This is a genomic window from Candidatus Thiodictyon syntrophicum, assembly GCF_002813775.1.
Lineage (GTDB): Bacteria > Pseudomonadota > Gammaproteobacteria > Chromatiales > Chromatiaceae > Thiodictyon > Thiodictyon syntrophicum.
On sequence record NZ_CP020370.1, the window covers coordinates 6,241,917 to 6,258,524 of the forward strand.

Sequence of the window (16,608 nt, forward strand, 5' to 3'; positions counted from 1 at the left end):
GGACTCTGCTATTGGAGCGCATCCCCGGGCACGCGCACCCAGCCCTCCATCAACACCCGGGCGCTGCGGCTCATGATGGCCTTGGTCACGACCCATTCGCCGTCGACCTGGTTGGCCTCGGCACCGACCCGCAGGGTCCCCGAGGGATGACCGAAGCGCACTGCGGTGCGCGCACCGCCGCCGGCGGCGAGGTTCACCAGCGTGCCCGGGATCGCCGCCGCGGTGCCGATGGCAACCGCGGCCGTGCCCATCATGGCGTGATGCAGCTTGCCCATCGAGAGTGCCCGCACCAGCACGTCCATGTCGGCGACCGCGACCTGCTTACCACTCGATGATACATAGGCCGCCGGCTTGGCGACAAAGGCGACCTTGGGGGTGTGCTGGCGTTTGGCAGCCTCATCGATGTGTTTGATGAGCCCCATACGCACGGCGCCATAGGCACGAATGGTCTCGAACATGGCCAGGGCCTTGGCATCGCCGTTGATGGCGTCCTGCAGCTCGGTGCCCGTATAGCCGATGGCATCCGCATTCACGAAAATGGTCGGGATGCCGGCATTGATCATGGTGACCGTGAGCGTGCCGACCCCAGGGACCTCGAGCGTATCCACCAGGTTGCCGGTGGGGAACATGGCGCCCCCCGCGCCCTCTTCCTCGGCCGCCGGGTCCATGAATTCGAGCTGCACCTCCGCGGCGGGGAAGGTCACGCCGTCGAGCTCGAAGTCACCGGTTTCCTGCACCGCACCGTTGGTGATGGGCACGTGCGCGATGATGGTCTTGGCGATGTTTGCCTGCCAGATGCGCACGATCGCCACGCCGTCGCGCGGAATACGGGCGGCATCGACCAGCCCGCTGCTGATCGCAAAGGAGCCGACCGCGGCGGAGAGATTGCCGCAGTTGCCGCTCCAGTCGACGAAGGCCGTGTCGATGGACACCTGCCCGAACAGATAATCGCAGTCGTGATCGGGCCTGCTGCTCTTGGACAGAATGACCGTCTTGCTGGTGCTGGAGGTCGCCCCGCCCATGCCGTCGATCTGTTTACCGTAGGGGTCGGGGCTGCCGATGACCCGCAGCAATAGCGCGTCACGCGCCGCGCCCGGCACCTGCGCGCTTGCGGGAAGGTCCTGCAGGCGGAAGAACACGCCTTTGCTGGTGCCGCCGCGCATGTAGGTGGCGGGAATCTTGATCTGGGGTATGTGAGACATAAGGAATGTTTTCCGGGCGTTGCTAAGGCGATGTCAGGAGGACCTAGCGCTAAAGGAGCGGGGGCGTCCCGCCCCCGCATGGCAGGGTGTCGGGGCGGGACGCCCCGACTCCTTTGGGCTAGGCCGCTTTTGACGACTCGAGGAAGTCCTGCGCGAAGCGCTGCAATACCCCGCCGGCATCATAGATCAAGACCTCTTCGGCGGTATCGAGACGACAGGTCACCGGCACCTCCACACGCTCGCCGTTCCTGCGGTTGATCACCAGGGTGAGATCCGCGCGCGGCTTGCGCTCGCCGAGCACGTCGAAGGTCTCGGTGCCGTCTATACCTAAGGTCTTGCGGTTCACTCCCGGTTTGAACTCCAGCGGCAGCACACCCATGCCGACCAGATTGGTCCGGTGGATCCGCTCGAAGCCTTCGGCCGCGATGGCCTCCACACCGGCCAGGCGCACGCCCTTGGCGGCCCAGTCACGCGAGGACCCCTGACCATAGTCGGCCCCGGCGATGATGATCAGCGGCTGCTTGCGCTCCATATAGGTCTCGATGGCCTCCCACATCCGGGTGACCTTGCCTTCCGGCTCGATCCGGGCGAGCGATCCCTTCTTGACCTGCCCGTCGACCACGGCCATCTCGTTCACCAACTGCGGATTGGCGAAGGTGGCGCGCTGGGCGGTCAGGTGGTCTCCGCGGTGGGTGGCATACGAATTGAAGTCCTCTTCCGGCAGGCCCATCTTGGCCAGGTACTCACCGGATGCGCTATTCGCCATGATGGCATTGGACGGCGACAGATGGTCGGTGGTGATGTTGTCCGGCAGGACGGCCAGCGCACGCATACCCTTCAGCGTGCGCGCCCCCGCCAGCGCACCTTCCCAGTACGGCGGACGGCGGATGTAGGTGGACATCGGACGCCAATCGTACAGCGGGGTGACCTTGACGCCATCGTCCTGCGCGACGGCGAACATCGGGATATATATTTGGCGGTACTGTTCCGGCTTCACGCTGGCGGCGACGATGGCGTCGATCTCTTCATCGGACGGCCAGATGTCCTTCAAGGTGATCGGCTTGCCGGCGGCGTCCAAACCCAGCGCGTCTTTCTCGATATCGAAGCGGATGGTACCGGCAATGGCGTAGGCCACCACCAGCGGCGGCGAGGCCAGGAAGGCCTGCTTGGCATAGGGGTGGATACGGCCGTCGAAATTGCGGTTCCCGGACAAGACGGCCGTGGTGTAAAGGTCGCGGTCGATGATCTCCTGCTGGATCGCCGGGTCCAGGGCACCGGACATCCCGTTGCAGGTGGTGCAGGCATAGCCGACGATGCCGAAACCAAGCTTCTCCAGTTCGGTCAGCAGTCCGGCCTCTTCCAGATACAGTTTGGCCACCTTGGAGCCCGGCGCGAAGGAGGACTTGACCCAGGGCTTGCGCACCAGACTAAGCTGATTGGCCTTGCGCGCCAGCAGGGCCGCCGCCACCACGTTGCGCGGATTGCTGGTATTGGTGCAACTGGTGATGGCCGCGATGATCACGGCGCCATCGGGCATTTCGCCCTTCTTCTCTTCCCAGGCACCGGCGATGCCGCGCGCGGCCAGGTCGGACGTCGGCAGACGCCGGTGCGGATTGGAGGGGCCGGCCATGTTGCGCACCACGGACGACAGATCGAACTCCAGCACCCGCGGGTATTCGGCGTCGACCAGGCTGTCGGCCCATAGACCGGCAGTCTTGGCGTAGTTCTCGACCAGCGCGACCTGCTCCGGCTCGCGACCGGTCAGCTTGAGATAGTCGATGGTCTGCCGGTCGATATAAAAGAGGCCGGCGGTGGCGCCGAATTCCGGTGTCATATTGGAGATGGTGGCGCGGTCACCGATGGTCAGGTCGGCGGCACCTTCACCGAAGAACTCGAGATAGGCGCCCACCACCCGCTCCTTGCGCAGGAACTCGGTCAGGGCCAGCACGATGTCGGTGGCGGTGATGCCCGGCTGGCGCCGGCCGGTCAGCTTCACCCCGATGATATCGGGCAGACGCATCATGGACGCACGACCCAGCATCACGGTCTCCGCCTCCAGCCCGCCGACGCCGATCGCGATCACCCCCAGTGCATCGACATGCGGGGTATGGCTGTCGGTACCGACACAGGTATCCGGGAAGGCCACGCCGTCACGGACCTGGACCACCGGCGACATCTTCTCCAGATTGATCTGGTGCATGATGCCGTTGCCGGCCGGTATCACATCGACGTTCTTGAACGCCTTCTTGGTCCAATTGATGAAGTCGAAGCGGTCCTCATTGCGCCGGTCCTCAATGGCGCGGTTTTTGGCGAAGGCGTCCGGATCGAAGCCGCCGCACTCCACGGCCAGCGAGTGGTCGACGATCAATTGGGTCGGCACGACCGGGTTCACCTGGGCGGGATCACCGCCCATCCCGGCGATGGCGTCGCGCAGGCCGGCGAGGTCGACCAGTGCGGTCTGGCCGAGGATATCGTGGCACACGACCCGGGCCGGGAACCAGGGGAAATCCAACTCCTGCCTGCGCTCGATGAGCTGCGCAAGCGAGTCGGTCAGCGTGTCGGGGTCGCAACGGCGCACCAGGTTTTCGGCCAGCACGCGCGAGGTATAGGGCAGCCCGGCATAGGCGCCGGGCTTGATCGCATCGACTGCGGCACGCGCGTCGAAGTAGCTCAGGTCGGTGCCGGGCAGGGGTTTGCGGTTGGTGGTATTCATGGGGCTATACTTCTTGGGCGTTAGGGTGCGTCGCGATGGACGGTGAGAACAGGGTCATTGCCGTGTCGGCACGCCGCGAGGGCCTCGCACCGATGCGCAATTTTCAGAAAGTTAAACCCCCCGATTTTAGCCACCCGCAGGGAGCCGGGCAAGGGCCGCCGACCGCGGCGCACGCGCCAGCCGTAGGATGGGCAAAGCGAGAGCGATGCCCATCATCGAGGATCGCGCCGACAGATGGGCATCGCTGCGTTCTGCCCATCCTACAGGCGTCGCCGACCACATCAGGATCAGCCTGCGACACCCGGCGCTACCGCCGGGCCCGGCTGCCGGGCCGGCGGGACGGACTGCCGCGGCCTGTACCTTGCCCAAGCCGCAGACAATGACTACAATGCTATCAATGCAAGCATCCCCGAGGACTCGCCCATGGCGGCGATCACGATCCGAAATATCGACGACTCACTCAAGACCCGCCTGCGGATCAGCGCGGCGCAACGCGGCTGTTCGATGGAAGAAGAGGCACGGCGGATCCTGCGCGAGGCCCTGGGAGCACCCGCCGCCGAGACCTGTCTCGGTACCCGCCTGCACCAGCGCGTGCTGGAGGTCTCGGGGGGTGCCGAGCTTGCACTCCCGACCCGTTCCCAGCCCCGTGCGGCCCCTGCATTCGGCGACGACGAGCCGTGATCCTGCTCGACACCAACGTCGTTTCCGAGTGGATGAAGCGGGAGCCGGAACCGGCCGTCATTGCCTGGCTCGACGGCCAGCTCGCCAGCCGTTTATTCATATCCGCAGTGACGCGAGCAGAGATTGAAGTCGGCATCGGGATTCTGCCCGAGGGCCGGCGCAAGACCGCCCTCACGGCCGCCGCGCAGGTCGTGCTGCGGGACTTCGAGCAACGGTGCCTGGCATTCGACTGCGCCTGCGCGACGCGGTACGCATCCATCCTGGCCGAATCCCGGCGCCTGGGGCGGCCGATCTCGGTCGAGGACGCCCAGATTGCCGCCATCGCCTTGCACCATCAGGGACAATTGGCTACGCGCAATATCGCGGATTTCGATTTTCTCGCCGACCTGCAACTCGTCAATCCCTGGACCCGGCAACCATAGGTAGCTCGACCACATACGCAGAGACCTGCTTCGACTCCTACTCAGCGTCGTCGCTACCCTGGGCCTGGCCCTCACGCTGATTCGCTGGTTCGCCCCCGGACTCCTTGGTATCCCCGTCGACCTGCAACTCGTCGCCCTCGGCAAAGAGTCTCCGCCCAAGGTTGTGGTTGTCGCCATTTATTCCGGTAACGATCCGCTGGGCGCCTTCCTGCCGGCCTATGGCAACCCACTGTGGGCCGATGACCGTTCCAACCCCGGACTGACGGCGAGCGCTGCCCCGGCAGTCGCTTTTCCGGCGCCTCCCGGGCAGCAATGGCAGGCGCAGTTTGGCAATGGCGAACGGATGATCTTCACCCCGGAACTGCGCCACTCCAACAGCCGCGATCAGCCCGCAGTCAATGCCCGCTGGAAAATCATGGAGAAGGCCGCACGCCGTCTCGCGGAGTATATGGTCGGGACACAATCGGGTCTACGCGCCGAGCTACGCCTGATCACCCGGGAGGGGTGGTGGACCTTCGCGGACGACGCGCTGATCCTGGCCAACGGCTGGGGCACGCGAGACGCCGGCGGCGAGACGTCCCTGCAAGCCGAGCGTTCGGACGGGCGGGTCTTTTCCACTTGGCCTTATCTCGGCCGCATCGCGACCATAGAGCCACACCGCTTCGGGCCCATGGCGCACGCGCCCGCCGCCCCTGGACCAGGGCCGGCAGGTAACTGAGGAGCGGAACCGTGCCGATCCTGTAACGCCGCTCACAGTTCTGAGAATGACAACGACTTACAGCACCCGCAAACGACACCCTGGCCCTGAGACACGCCCACTGCTACCGGCGAAATCGCCCCAATCACGTCAGAAAGTGACAATTCTCGTCACCTTTTGCAGGATTTTGGCGCATCTCCCAAGGGCGCCAGGCCCGATGAACGGGTAGTGAACCGCGGCGCGCCTTTACTATCCTTTACATCACAGATGCTTGGCAGGAAGATCAGGGGCCCGGCAGGGCGGCCCAAGGCGCTGGCCCGGAACATGCTTGGGCCGATAGCGGGAGACAAGCAGGGCGCGGCTGCACGGCAACCGCGGCAGCCTCCCGGCTCAGCCGGTTCCACCCATTCACCCAGAGAGAATAGCCATGAAAAAGTACCAACAAGGCTTCACCTTGATAGAACTGATGATCGTCGTCGCGATCATCGGCATTCTGGCGGCCATCGCCATCCCGTCCTACCAAGATTTCACCACACGCAGCAAGGTGGCGGAAGGACTCAACCTCGCTGGCTCGCCGAAAGCTTCGGCGGCCGAATTTGCGCTCAATAATGGCCATTGGCCGGCAAGTGGTGTCGGGAGTCTCGGCTACCAGTCCCCGACGACCAAATATGTTCGGAGTATCGCCGTCGCCGGAAGCCACATCACGATCACGTATGCGGGCACCGCGGGCGTAGTGGCTGGCAGCAACATCATCATCGCCGGCTCGCTGAACGCAGGCGGCGCCAAGTGGGTGTGCACCGGCGGCAACGTTAACATCAGATATCGGCCGTCCAACTGCCGGCCATAGGCACTAATATGACTGCGTCGCAGTGGTTTTTCGCCTGATAGTAACCTGCACGCCGGCGATCAGATACTGCCTCAAGCCCCGGGGGACAATCCGGGGCTTTTTGGTTTTTCGAGCACACCCGCGGGGCCCACCAGGACTCCGACCCATGCCGAGGCCCATTAATCCGGAAAGAGCAGTTGTCCACAGATGAACACAGATTAATGGCTTGTGATTGGCCGTTGGCTCAGCTTGCCGGTGAATGTGACATCAGCGACAAGCATAGACAATGCTAAAGAATATCTGTGTTCATCTGTGTTCATCTGTGGATTTAGGGTTAACTATTCATGATGAAACTGCACACCTCCTTGCGCAACCCGGCCCTGATCGCGCTCACGCTATCACTGATCCTCGGCCTCGGCTGGTTCGCGTTTGCGCCCGGCTTGTCCGGCCCCTTTTTCTTCGACGACCAGATTCACCTGCCCAAACTCGCCGGTTCGGGTAACGGCATCCACACCCCGGATGAGGTGATGCGGTTGATACTGCCGGACGATGGGGGTTCCGGGCGTTCTCTATCCTACCTGTCGCTCTTGGTGGACGACAACGGCTGGCCCACCTCACCCCAGGCATTCAAGCGCACCAATCTCCTGCTCCATCTCTTGAATGGCGTCTTGGTATTCGTCTTTTTACGCGGGCTCACCCGCCTACTCCAGCCCGCAGGTGCCACCACTCACCACGCCGACTGGGTCGCATTGGCAGGGGCCGCCCTCTGGTTGCTGCACCCGCTGCACCTGTCGCCGATCATGATGGTGATACAGCGGATGACCCTGCTTGGGGGTACCTTCTCGCTGCTGGCGCTCATCGCCTATCTCCACGGTCGCGGGATAGCCGCGGAACGCCCCTGGACGGCCCTGTTTTGGCTGGGGCCGGTCTTCGGGGCCTGTCTGGTGCTGGGTATTCTTAGCAAGGAGACGGCCTTTATGACCCTGGCCTATGTGGCAACCCTGGAACTGACGGTGCTCGGGGCAAACCGACCGCCCCGCCCCGCCTGGTGGCGCGCCTGGTCTGCCGTCTTCCTGATCCTGCCCCTGATCCTGCTGGGGCTCTACTTCGCAACGGTCTTCAGCACCATGGCGGATGCATACCAGGCACGCGCCTTCAATCTCAGCGAGCGCCTGATGACCGAGGGCCGGGTCCTGATGCAGTACTTGCGGGTCATTCTGCTGCCCTCACTCAGCGAGTCCACGCCCTTTCGGGACGATTTCGCGATCTCGCGCGGGCTCCTCGACCCACCCCAGACACTGGCGGCCTTGGGGGCAATCGCCCTGCTGCTCGCCCTGGCGATCCTTAAGCGGCGCGCCTGGCCACTGTTCGCCTTGGCAATCCTTTGGTTCTTTCTTGGGCACCTGCTCGAAGGGACAGTCCTGCCACTCGAGATCTATTTCGAGCACCGCAACTACCTCCCGATGCTCGGTCCTATTTTCGCCCTTTGCTACGCGGTATTCGCGGTCCCCCTGGCCTATCGACACCTGCTCACCGCCGGTCTGCTGGGTATGATCGCGCTGGTCGGGGCCATTACCTGGAGTTCCGCGCGGGTCTGGGGCAATGCCAGGTCGATCGCCATCCTGTGGTCCGCCGAACGTCCGGCCTCCCACCGTGCCCAGGTCGTCGCGATCAACTACTGGGCCAACCAGGGGGATTGGGGACGGCTACGGACCCAACTCGACCAAGCCACGGCGGCGCAGCCGACCAATGCCAACTTACCGCTCTTTCGCTATGCCTTGGAGCACTGCACAGACGCGCGCCTGCCAAGCCTCGGCGCCGACGTCGAGGAGATCGCGCGGGTGGCGCAAACGGCCCCCTTGGACTTTGGGAGCCTGGAGGGCCTGAAATGGATCATCGACCGGGACCGAGACGGACATTGCCGGATCGACCCCAAGGAGATACAGCGGATCTTCGACATTTACCTGGCAAGTCCCAAATTCACCGCCAGCCCCATGCCCCACCGCCAGTTGGCGACCCTGCTCGCCTCCTACCGGCAGCAACAGGGTGACCTGGACGGGACCATCCGGGCACTTGACCGCGCCTATGCGGCTTCACCGTCTTTTACCACGGCCCTGGATCAAGCCTATTTTCTGATGAGCGCGGGGCTTCTGGACGATGCCAGGCATTATGTGGATATCGCTGTCGCGACTCCACCACGAAATCTGTTTCAATGGCTGGAACGCGATCGTCGGCTTGCTGCCTATCAGGACTTCCTTCGCGACAAGGGGGCGCAGAATGCCGCCCAGGCGCATGATGCCAAAGCTGCTTTGGAGGGCGAAGCGCAGACGCCTCGGGGGCACTGAAACGCCGGCAGACAAGACGCCCGCGCGGCACCTGGACGTCCGACAGCTACCGGGACTGCGCCCGACCCGGCGTCAGGTCCGCCAACCCACACCGGAGCAACCCATGCAAACCTACGAAGTCGATGTCGGGGCCCGGGCCAACGAGCAGGCGCGCCTGCCAGGTACCCGACGCTTCGCGCGGTTGCACAGCGAGCACATCGCCGAGCAGATCGAGGACGCCGGCAACGGTGTTCGGGGATGACCCCGCAGATCTTGAGAATGAAGCCTAAACCTCTGGTCACTATCGGTATGCCCGTCTACAACGAGGCGGGGTTTATCCGGGCAGCATTGGAATCGCTGGTGAACCAGGACTACCACCATCGCGAGCTCATCATTTCAGATAACGCATCCACGGACGATACGGGTGAGATTGCCCGCGCTTTCGTCGCGCGTTACCCCTGGATGCGCTATCACCGCTTCGCTGAGAACCGCGGGCCGGGTGACAATTTTGCATTTGTCCGAGACCAGGCACAGGGAGACTACTTCATCTGGGCGGCCGGACACGACAGCTGGTCGGAGAACTACCTGTCGGCATGCATTTGCCTGCTGCAATCCCACCCCCAGGCGGCCCTGGCGTTCGGCAGTACGACCTGGATCGATGCCAACGGGCACCCCATGACACGGGAAACGGGGTGGACCGACACCCGGGGAATGGATAACGCGGCACGCTACTTCAGCGTGCTATGGGGAAACATGAATCCCATCCTTGGCGTCATCCGCACGGATTACCTGAGGGACTGCCCGATCATCAATACGGTGGGAAGCGACCTTATTATCTTGTCCTATCTGGCTCTGCGCGGCGATTTCCTCCATGCGCTGGATGCTCGTTGGCAACGTCGTGAATTCCGCCAGGAGCGGCGTTACGCGGACAAATTGGCGCGCTACCGCACCCGGGAATTCGGACTTGCCAGGGGTTTCTTCAATCGCGCCTTTCCACTGGTACGCCTGCCCTATGAACTCATGCGGGGTGTCTGGCGATCATCCCACCCGCTTACGCGACGACTGTCCATTGCCGGGCTGCTGATTCCAACCATGTTCGTACGTTACCTGTCGGGACGACAGTGAAGACCTACCTGGCGGGTGCGCGGCTGAGAAATCTCGCGGAGCGTGCGCGGCCGGCGCGACGCCTGGCGTCCCGACTTTTCACCCCTCTGGCGCTCATCGCCCTGCTCTGGGCGATCTGGCACGGACGCCAGACGCTGGCGACGCTCGTTGTGGATGCGCGGCTCGACCTGCTGGCGGCCTCACTGTCGATTTGGCTAGGCCTGCATCTCGTGTCACCACTCTTTACGCTGCGCACGCTCCGCGGCTGGGGCCAGCCGCTGCGGTATCGCGACGCCTTATGCATTCACGTCGTCCGACTCCCGGCCAAGTACCTGCCGGGCGGAATCTGGCACAGTGTCGCCCGCGCCGCCGACTATCGACGCCTCGCCGTCAACCACCGGGTCATTGCCGCCTACCTTCTGATCGAGACCCTCACACTGGCCGGGGTCACGTTGTTTCTGGGTGGTGCGGGGGTATTCGCCACCGGCGTGGTGACTGGCGCCTGGGCGATCGCGACCGGGCTATGCGCCGTCCTTGGCGTCTGCGTGCTGTTGGCGGCGCCATGGGTGTCACAGACGTTATTCATAACCATTGAACCAAAGCTGTCTCTTCGTCAATATCTCATCAACGCGGCTGTGCTGGCTGTCTATTGGGGCTGGGCCGGTATGGCTTTCGCCCTGTTCCTGAATGCGTTTCCAGCGCTGAGACTGGCGGCGTCGAACGTTGAAGCCGCTGTTATCTATGTCTTTTCCTGGGGTATCGGATTTGTCACCCTGTTCGCCCCCCAGGGAATCGGCGTCTCGGAGTTGGTCGCATCCCATCTCCTGGGGGAACGCGACAGCGTGGTTACCTTGGCGGCCCTGCTGGCCGGCTTTCGGGTCGTCATCCTCGCCGCGGATGTCGCGGCCTGGCTGCTGGCGACGCTGCCACACACTTGCGGTCGCCCAGCGTCCGGCGTCGCGTCGCAGCCCCCCCCTCGCGAATCCTGAGGACTCTAACCATGAAAGCAGTCATTCTTGCGGGCGGCCTTGGAACCCGGATCTCCGAAGAGACCTACCTCAGGCCCAAGCCGATGATCGAGATCGGCGGCAAACCGATCCTGTGGCACATCATGAAGCTCTATGCTGCCCATGGGGTGAATGACTTCGTGATCTGCTGCGGCTATAAGGGCTATCTGATCAAAGAGTATTTCGCCAATTATTTTCTGCACATGTCGGACGTGACTTTCGACATGCGGAACAATACCATGCAAGTACATGAGCATCATGCCGAACCCTGGCATGTGACGCTGGTGGATACCGGCGAGGACACGCTGACGGGCGGCCGACTCAAACGCGTGGCCCCCTATGTGCAGGACGAGGACGCCTTCTGCTTCACTTACGGAGATGGCGTGGCTGACGTCGATATCACGCGCGAAATCGCCTTCCATCGGGGACACGGTAGATTGGCGACAGTGACCGCCGTGCTGCCTCCTGGACGCTACGGTGCCCTGCAACTGGCAGGGGATCAGGTGACTGGATTCATGGAAAAGCCGCGTGGTGATGGTGGACTGATCAACGGCGGGTTTTTTGTGCTCGCCCCGCGGTGTCTGACACTCATCGAGAATGACCAATCGAGCTGGGAGGGCGAACCTCTGACGGAGCTGGCACGGCAGGGCCAGCTCATGGCCTTTGTGCATCATGGCTTCTGGCAACCGATGGACACCCTGCGCGACAAGAATCAGCTCGAGGCCCTGTGGGATTCAGGCCAGGCACCTTGGCGGGTTTGGTGTTAGCGGATGATGAGAATCGGTATGGTTAGGCTTCGCACGCAAGTGTACATCAGACCTGATTTCGGCTACCCTGACCGTGACAAGGCACAACCCTGAATTCAGGAAAGCACAGGGGGATATCCGCCATGCTGATCACCCTCCACACGACGAAGCAACGCTATACTTCAGGTGCGTGATGGGGACCGGACACCCAGCATCCGACTCCGACCTGCAAGTACCCAGGAAAAATGATCTGGACCAACAAGAGCGTGCTGATCACCGGCCACACCGGTTTCAAAGGCGGCTGGTTGGCTTTGTGGTTGAATCGGCTCGGGGCCGAAGTGCATGGCTATAGCCTCGCCCCCCCAACCGAACCCAACCTGTTCGGGGTCGCACGGGTGGGTGCGGCGCTGGCATCGGACATCCGTGGTGATTTGGCCGATCTGGCCCGGCTCAAGACGGCGTTCAGCAACGCAGCCCCGCAGGTCGTCTTTCACTTGGCCGCTCAGCCGCTGGTCCGGGAAAGCTATCGCGACCCGCTGGGCACCCTGGTTACCAATGTCCTGGGTACGGCCCGTGTGCTCGAGGCCGTTCGAGGATGTGAGTCGGTGCGTGCCGTGGTATTGATTACCACCGACAAGGTCTACCAGAATCGCGAGTGGGCCTACCCCTATCGGGAGGTTGACGCGCTCGGCGGACACGACCCCTACAGTGCCAGCAAGGCGGCGGCGGAGGTGGTGGCTGCCAGTTACCGGGCAAGTTTCTTTTCAGAGACCGCCGGGCATCCGGCGCGGATCGCTACCGCCCGCGCCGGCAACGTCATCGGTGGGGGCGACTGGGCTTCCGACCGACTGGTGCCGGACTGTGTTCGCGCCTTTGCAGAGGGGGAGCCGGCCCGCTTGCGTTTCCCAGGCTCGGTGCGTCCCTGGCAGCATGTGCTGGAGCCGCTGGCCGGCTACCTGCGACTGGCCGAGCAACTGGTCCAACCAGCCGGCGGTCCCTTGGCCCGGGCCTGGAATTTCGGACCCGACGCCGGCAGCGATGCGACCGCGGGTGAGGTGGCCATGGCGCTGGCCCGGCTGTGGGGCGCGGGTGCCCGGGCGGAGGCGGGTCCAGACGTGGAGCAACCCCATGAAGCGGGCCTGCTTCGACTTGATAGTACCCTGGCCCGCTCGGTGCTGGGCTGGGCGCCGCGCTGGACCTTGGCGTTAGCCCTGGCGCAGACCGCCAGCTGGTATCGGGCATGGCTGCGGGGCGCGGACATGACGGCCTTTTGTCTCAGCCAGATTGACGACTATGAAGCGGCAGCCTCACCGTGACGACGACCTCCCGTTTTGAGATCCTGAACACGCCGATCAGTGGATTGCACCTGATCCGGCGTCGCCCCTTGGGTGACCGGCGGGGCTATCTGGAGCGCCTGTTCTGCGCGGAGGAACTGCGGGGGCTTATCCCTGGGCGAGGTATCGCGCAGGTCAATCATTCATTCACTAACCGGCGCGGCACGGTGCGCGGAATGCACTTTCAGTATCCACCCCATACCGAGACCAAGTTTGTCAGTTGCCTGCGCGGCGCGGTGTTCGATGTCGCGGTGGATCTGCGCAGAGGCTCCACCACCTTCCTGCGCTGGCACGCCGCCATCCTGAGCGCCGACAATCATCAGACCATTCTGATCCCGGAGGGCTGCGCCCACGGTTTTCAAACCCTGACTGACGATTGTGAGCTGCTGTATTTACATACCGCAGCCTATCAACCCAGCGCCGAAGGGGGCCTGAACCCGCGGGACCCCCGACTCGGCATCCACTGGCCCGAGGTCCTGACTGAGGTATCTTCCCGCGACACCGCACACCCCCTATTGACCGAAGCTTTCGGCGGGTTGGAGGTATGAAATGCCGACACTGCGGCGCTGACCTGAAACTGCCGCTGGTGGATTTGGGCAGTGCACCGCCGTCCAATGCCTATCTCACCGAATCCACGCTGCGGGCACCGGAGCGATGGTTTCCGTTGCGGGTACTCGTGTGCGAGGACTGCTGGCTGGCGCAGACCGAAGACTTCACCCAGGCGCACGAGCTATTCTCTACCGACTATGCCTATTTCAGCGGCTTTTCCCGGACCTGGTTGGCACACTGCGAGCGCTACGTAAACGACATGGTGATGCGCCTGCAGTTGACCGCCGCCAGTCAGGTAGTCGAGATTGCGGCCAATGATGGCTCCCTGCTGCAATACGTGCTCGCCCGCGGGATCCCCTGTACCGGGGTCGAGCCCACTGCCGACACCGCCGCCGCGGCGCGCGCCAAGGGCATCCCGATCGTGGCAGAGTTCTTCGGGGTACGCCTTGCGCAAGACCTGGCCGCCCAGGGTCTTCAGGCGGATCTCGCGGTTGCGAACAACGTGTTGGCCCACGTACCGGACATCAACGATTTCGTCGCCGGCGTTGCGCTCCTCCTCAAACCGGGCGGGGTCGCCACCTTCGAGTTCCCCCATCTGCTGCGGCTTATCGCCGAGAACCAGTTCGATACCATCTACCACGAGCACTTTTCTTACTTGTCTCTAACAGCGGTTCGGCGCATCTTTGCCGCCAACGGGTTGGCGGTCTTCGACGTCGAAGCGCACCCCACCCACGGCGGCAGCCTGCGTGTGTTTGCCCAGCGCGCGGCGACCGGCCGGCAACCATGCAGCCCGCGGGTGGCGGCCTTACTGCATCAGGAAGTCGCGGTCGGGATGACGAGTGCCTCGTATTACAGGGGTTTTCAGACCCGCACCGACCGGGTCAAGGATGATTTCCTGGCCTTTCTCCTGGACGCCAAACGGCGGGGGAAGACGGTTGCCGGCTACGGCGCCGCGGCCAAGGGCAACACGCTGCTAAACTACGCCGGGGTGCGGCCGGATCTGCTGCCGTTCGTGGTCGACCGCAATCCGGCGAAGCAGGGCAAATACCTGCCGGGCAGCCGGATCCCGATCACCGGCGAGGAGCGCCTGCGTCGCACCCGGCCTGACGTGATCCTTGTATTGCCATGGAATTTGAAGACCGAGGTCATGCAACAGCTCGCCTACGCACGTACCTGGGGTGCGCGGTTCGTGACGGCGGTTCCGACGTTGGAGAACGTATGAAGCCTCGCATCTACTATACTAAGCCCTCGATCACCGATTTGGAGATTCGGTACGCGACGGATGCCGCCGCCAACGGTTGGGGTGATCACTGCTATGAATACATTGCCCGCTTTGAAGACGGGTTCAAGACCCACCTCGGGGTTGATTACGCCATCGCGACCTCCAGTTGCACCGGCGCCCTGCATATGGGCATGGCCGCGCTTGGTATCGGCCCAGGCGACGAAATCATCCTTGCCGACAGCAACTGGATCGCTACGGCTGCCCCGATTGTGCATCTCGGTGCCACGCCCGTGTTCATCGATATTCTGCCCGACAGTTGGTGTATCGACCCACAACTTGCCGAGGCGGCTATTACCTCCCGCACGAAAGCAATCGTTGCCGTCCACCTATATGGCAACCTCTGCGACATGGACCGTCTGTTGGCGATCGGCGAGAAGCACGGGATTGCGATTATCGAGGATGCCGCCGAGGCGATTGGGTCCGTGTATCACGGCAGGCGCGCAGGTAGCATGGGTCGTTTCGGCGCTTTCTCGTTCCATGGGACCAAGACAGTGACAACGGGCGAGGGGGGCATGTTTGTTACCAACGACGCCGCCCTCTACGAACGCGTCCTTACCCTGAGTAATCATGGGCGCGCGCGCGGCCAGACAAAACAGTTCTGGCCCGACATGGTTGGCTTCAAATACAAGATATCCAATATCCAGGCCGCTATCGGGTGTGCGCAGATGGAGCGGATCGAGGAACTGATCGCGCGGAAACGCCAAATACTCGCCTATTATCGTGAGCGTATGAAAAACCTGCCGGGCCATCACATGAATCCGGAGCCTGCGGGAACGATAAATGGGGCATGGATGCCGACCGTTGTATTCGATGAAGAGACCGGCATTGGACGTGAAAGGATACAGGCTGCGTTCGCCAAGGACAATATCGATGCCCGCGTCTTTTTTCAGCCACTATCAAGTTTGCCGTTTTTTCAGGAGCAGCCGCGAAATTACTTCGCCTTTGCTGTTCCCGCACGCGCCATCAACCTCCCAAGCTTCCATGATATGAGCGAGTCAGAGCAGGAGCGGGTGATCGTGGTGTTACAGCAGATTTGTGATGCTTGAGATCACTCGCTATGTGTTATGGGGTAGCGCCGGACATGCGAAGGTGCTTGCTTCTTTAATAAATCTGCGAGGTGGAATCGTAGTCGCCCTGTTCGATAACGACCCTCAGGCCGAACCGGCCTTGTCCGGTGTGCCATTATATTTCGGTCTTGAAGGACTGAAACGCTGGGCCGATGATCAAGCGACCCCTCATTCGTTTCGCGGCATTGCGGCAATCGGCGGCGCACGAGGGAGAGAGCGGGTGGTCATACATCAACATTTTCGAGATCACGGAATCCAGGTCACCTCCCTGATACATCCGAGTGCTTCGGTGTGTGGAACAGCATCGATTGGTCACGGTACTCAGGTTCTCGCGCACGCATTGGTCGCAGCGGATGCTTGCGTCGGCGAGGCTTGTATTCTCAACCATCGCGCTGCCGCGGACCATGAATGCGTCCTCGGCAACGGGGTACATTTGGCGCCGGCATCAACTCTTTGTGGCTGCGTGGAAGTTGGCGACAACGTCTTGGTCGGAGCGGGGGCAGTCGTATTGCCGCGACTGGTAATCGGTAAGGATACGATCATTGGTGCCGGCGCGGTTGTGACCCGCAATATCCCCGAGGGAGTCGTCGTCGCCGGCAATCCTGCGCGGATGGTAAGAATCAACGTAAGCAAAAGTCCCTGAGGTGTTGAAAA

The 16,608-nt window shown here is 62.8% G+C and carries 16 protein-coding genes; 14 read left to right on the top strand and 2 right to left on the bottom strand.

Annotated features, from left to right (window positions below):
- Positions 1-8: 8 nt before the first annotated feature.
- Positions 9-1,202, bottom strand: a complete 1,194-nt coding sequence (gene prpF, locus THSYN_RS26760; RefSeq protein ID WP_100921816.1) for a 2-methylaconitate cis-trans isomerase PrpF — start codon at positions 1,200-1,202, stop codon at positions 9-11.
- A 118-nt stretch (positions 1,203-1,320) separates the two neighbouring features.
- The gene (gene acnD, locus THSYN_RS26765; RefSeq protein ID WP_100921817.1) at positions 1,321-3,915 is read right to left on the bottom strand and encodes a Fe/S-dependent 2-methylisocitrate dehydratase AcnD; all 2,595 of its coding nucleotides are present in this window, start codon (positions 3,913-3,915) and stop codon (positions 1,321-1,323) included.
- A gap of 423 nt (positions 3,916-4,338) precedes the next feature.
- On the opposite strand from acnD, the gene THSYN_RS26770 reads away from it, so the two are divergent.
- From THSYN_RS26770 to THSYN_RS26830, 14 genes are all read left to right on the top strand, one after another.
- Positions 4,339-4,596, top strand: coding sequence for a FitA-like ribbon-helix-helix domain-containing protein (locus THSYN_RS26770; protein WP_100921818.1), 258 nt, complete (start codon positions 4,339-4,341; stop codon positions 4,594-4,596).
- Positions 4,593-5,018: a type II toxin-antitoxin system VapC family toxin gene (locus THSYN_RS26775; RefSeq protein WP_100921819.1), complete on the top strand. Its 426-nt coding sequence runs from the start codon at positions 4,593-4,595 to the stop codon at positions 5,016-5,018. Before THSYN_RS26770 ends, THSYN_RS26775 begins: the two co-directional genes overlap by 4 nt.
- A gap of 163 nt (positions 5,019-5,181) precedes the next feature.
- Positions 5,182-5,736 (top strand): hypothetical protein, encoded by a 555-nt coding sequence (locus THSYN_RS26780; protein ID WP_100921820.1) that lies wholly within the window; start codon positions 5,182-5,184, stop codon positions 5,734-5,736.
- Between the two features lie 406 nt (positions 5,737-6,142).
- Positions 6,143-6,562, top strand: coding sequence for a pilin (locus tag THSYN_RS26785; RefSeq protein ID WP_100921821.1), 420 nt, complete (start codon positions 6,143-6,145; stop codon positions 6,560-6,562).
- A 323-nt stretch (positions 6,563-6,885) separates the two neighbouring features.
- Entirely contained in the window at positions 6,886-8,886 is a 2,001-nt protein-coding gene (locus tag THSYN_RS26790; protein WP_100921822.1) for a hypothetical protein, read from the top strand.
- Positions 8,887-8,989: 103 nt separating this feature from the next.
- Complete coding sequence (locus tag THSYN_RS34380; protein ID WP_157817961.1) at positions 8,990-9,127, top strand: hypothetical protein; 138 nt, start codon at positions 8,990-8,992, stop codon at positions 9,125-9,127.
- Entirely contained in the window at positions 9,124-9,990 is an 867-nt protein-coding gene (locus THSYN_RS26795; protein WP_100921823.1) for a glycosyltransferase family 2 protein, read from the top strand. Before THSYN_RS34380 ends, THSYN_RS26795 begins: the two co-directional genes overlap by 4 nt.
- Positions 9,987-10,958, top strand: a complete 972-nt coding sequence (locus THSYN_RS26800; RefSeq protein ID WP_100921824.1) for a hypothetical protein — start codon at positions 9,987-9,989, stop codon at positions 10,956-10,958. Before THSYN_RS26795 ends, THSYN_RS26800 begins: the two co-directional genes overlap by 4 nt.
- A gap of 11 nt (positions 10,959-10,969) precedes the next feature.
- Entirely contained in the window at positions 10,970-11,743 is a 774-nt protein-coding gene (gene rfbF / locus THSYN_RS26805) for a glucose-1-phosphate cytidylyltransferase (protein WP_100921825.1), read from the top strand.
- A gap of 224 nt (positions 11,744-11,967) precedes the next feature.
- Positions 11,968-13,038 (top strand): CDP-glucose 4,6-dehydratase, encoded by a 1,071-nt coding sequence (gene rfbG, locus THSYN_RS26810; RefSeq protein WP_100921826.1) that lies wholly within the window; start codon positions 11,968-11,970, stop codon positions 13,036-13,038.
- Positions 13,035-13,604 (top strand): dTDP-4-dehydrorhamnose 3,5-epimerase family protein, encoded by a 570-nt coding sequence (locus THSYN_RS26815; protein WP_100921827.1) that lies wholly within the window; start codon positions 13,035-13,037, stop codon positions 13,602-13,604. Before rfbG ends, THSYN_RS26815 begins: the two co-directional genes overlap by 4 nt.
- Complete coding sequence (locus THSYN_RS26820; protein ID WP_100921828.1) at positions 13,601-14,827, top strand: class I SAM-dependent methyltransferase; 1,227 nt, start codon at positions 13,601-13,603, stop codon at positions 14,825-14,827. Before THSYN_RS26815 ends, THSYN_RS26820 begins: the two co-directional genes overlap by 4 nt.
- Positions 14,824-15,933 carry a DegT/DnrJ/EryC1/StrS family aminotransferase gene (locus THSYN_RS26825; RefSeq protein WP_100921829.1) on the top strand — a complete coding sequence of 370 codons (1,110 nt, stop codon included), beginning with the start codon at positions 14,824-14,826 and terminating at the stop codon, positions 15,931-15,933. Before THSYN_RS26820 ends, THSYN_RS26825 begins: the two co-directional genes overlap by 4 nt.
- Entirely contained in the window at positions 15,926-16,597 is a 672-nt protein-coding gene (locus tag THSYN_RS26830; RefSeq protein WP_100921830.1) for an acetyltransferase, read from the top strand. Before THSYN_RS26825 ends, THSYN_RS26830 begins: the two co-directional genes overlap by 8 nt.
- Positions 16,598-16,608 lie beyond the last annotated feature (11 nt).

Coding starts and splice junctions, on each gene's coding strand:
- prpF (WP_100921816.1), bottom strand. CDS start 1,202: ATGTCTCACATACCCCAGATCAAGATTCCCGCCACCTACATGCGCGGC.
- acnD (WP_100921817.1), bottom strand. CDS start 3,915: ATGAATACCACCAACCGCAAACCCCTGCCCGGCACCGACCTGAGCTAC.
- THSYN_RS26770 (WP_100921818.1), top strand. CDS start 4,339: ATGGCGGCGATCACGATCCGAAATATCGACGACTCACTCAAGACCCGC.
- THSYN_RS26785 (WP_100921821.1), top strand. CDS start 6,143: ATGAAAAAGTACCAACAAGGCTTCACCTTGATAGAACTGATGATCGTC.
- THSYN_RS26790 (WP_100921822.1), top strand. CDS start 6,886: ATGATGAAACTGCACACCTCCTTGCGCAACCCGGCCCTGATCGCGCTC.
- THSYN_RS34380 (WP_157817961.1), top strand. CDS start 8,990: ATGCAAACCTACGAAGTCGATGTCGGGGCCCGGGCCAACGAGCAGGCG.
- THSYN_RS26795 (WP_100921823.1), top strand. CDS start 9,124: ATGACCCCGCAGATCTTGAGAATGAAGCCTAAACCTCTGGTCACTATC.
- rfbF (WP_100921825.1), top strand. CDS start 10,970: ATGAAAGCAGTCATTCTTGCGGGCGGCCTTGGAACCCGGATCTCCGAA.
- rfbG (WP_100921826.1), top strand. CDS start 11,968: ATGATCTGGACCAACAAGAGCGTGCTGATCACCGGCCACACCGGTTTC.
- THSYN_RS26820 (WP_100921828.1), top strand. CDS start 13,601: ATGAAATGCCGACACTGCGGCGCTGACCTGAAACTGCCGCTGGTGGAT.
- THSYN_RS26825 (WP_100921829.1), top strand. CDS start 14,824: ATGAAGCCTCGCATCTACTATACTAAGCCCTCGATCACCGATTTGGAG.
- THSYN_RS26830 (WP_100921830.1), top strand. CDS start 15,926: ATGCTTGAGATCACTCGCTATGTGTTATGGGGTAGCGCCGGACATGCG.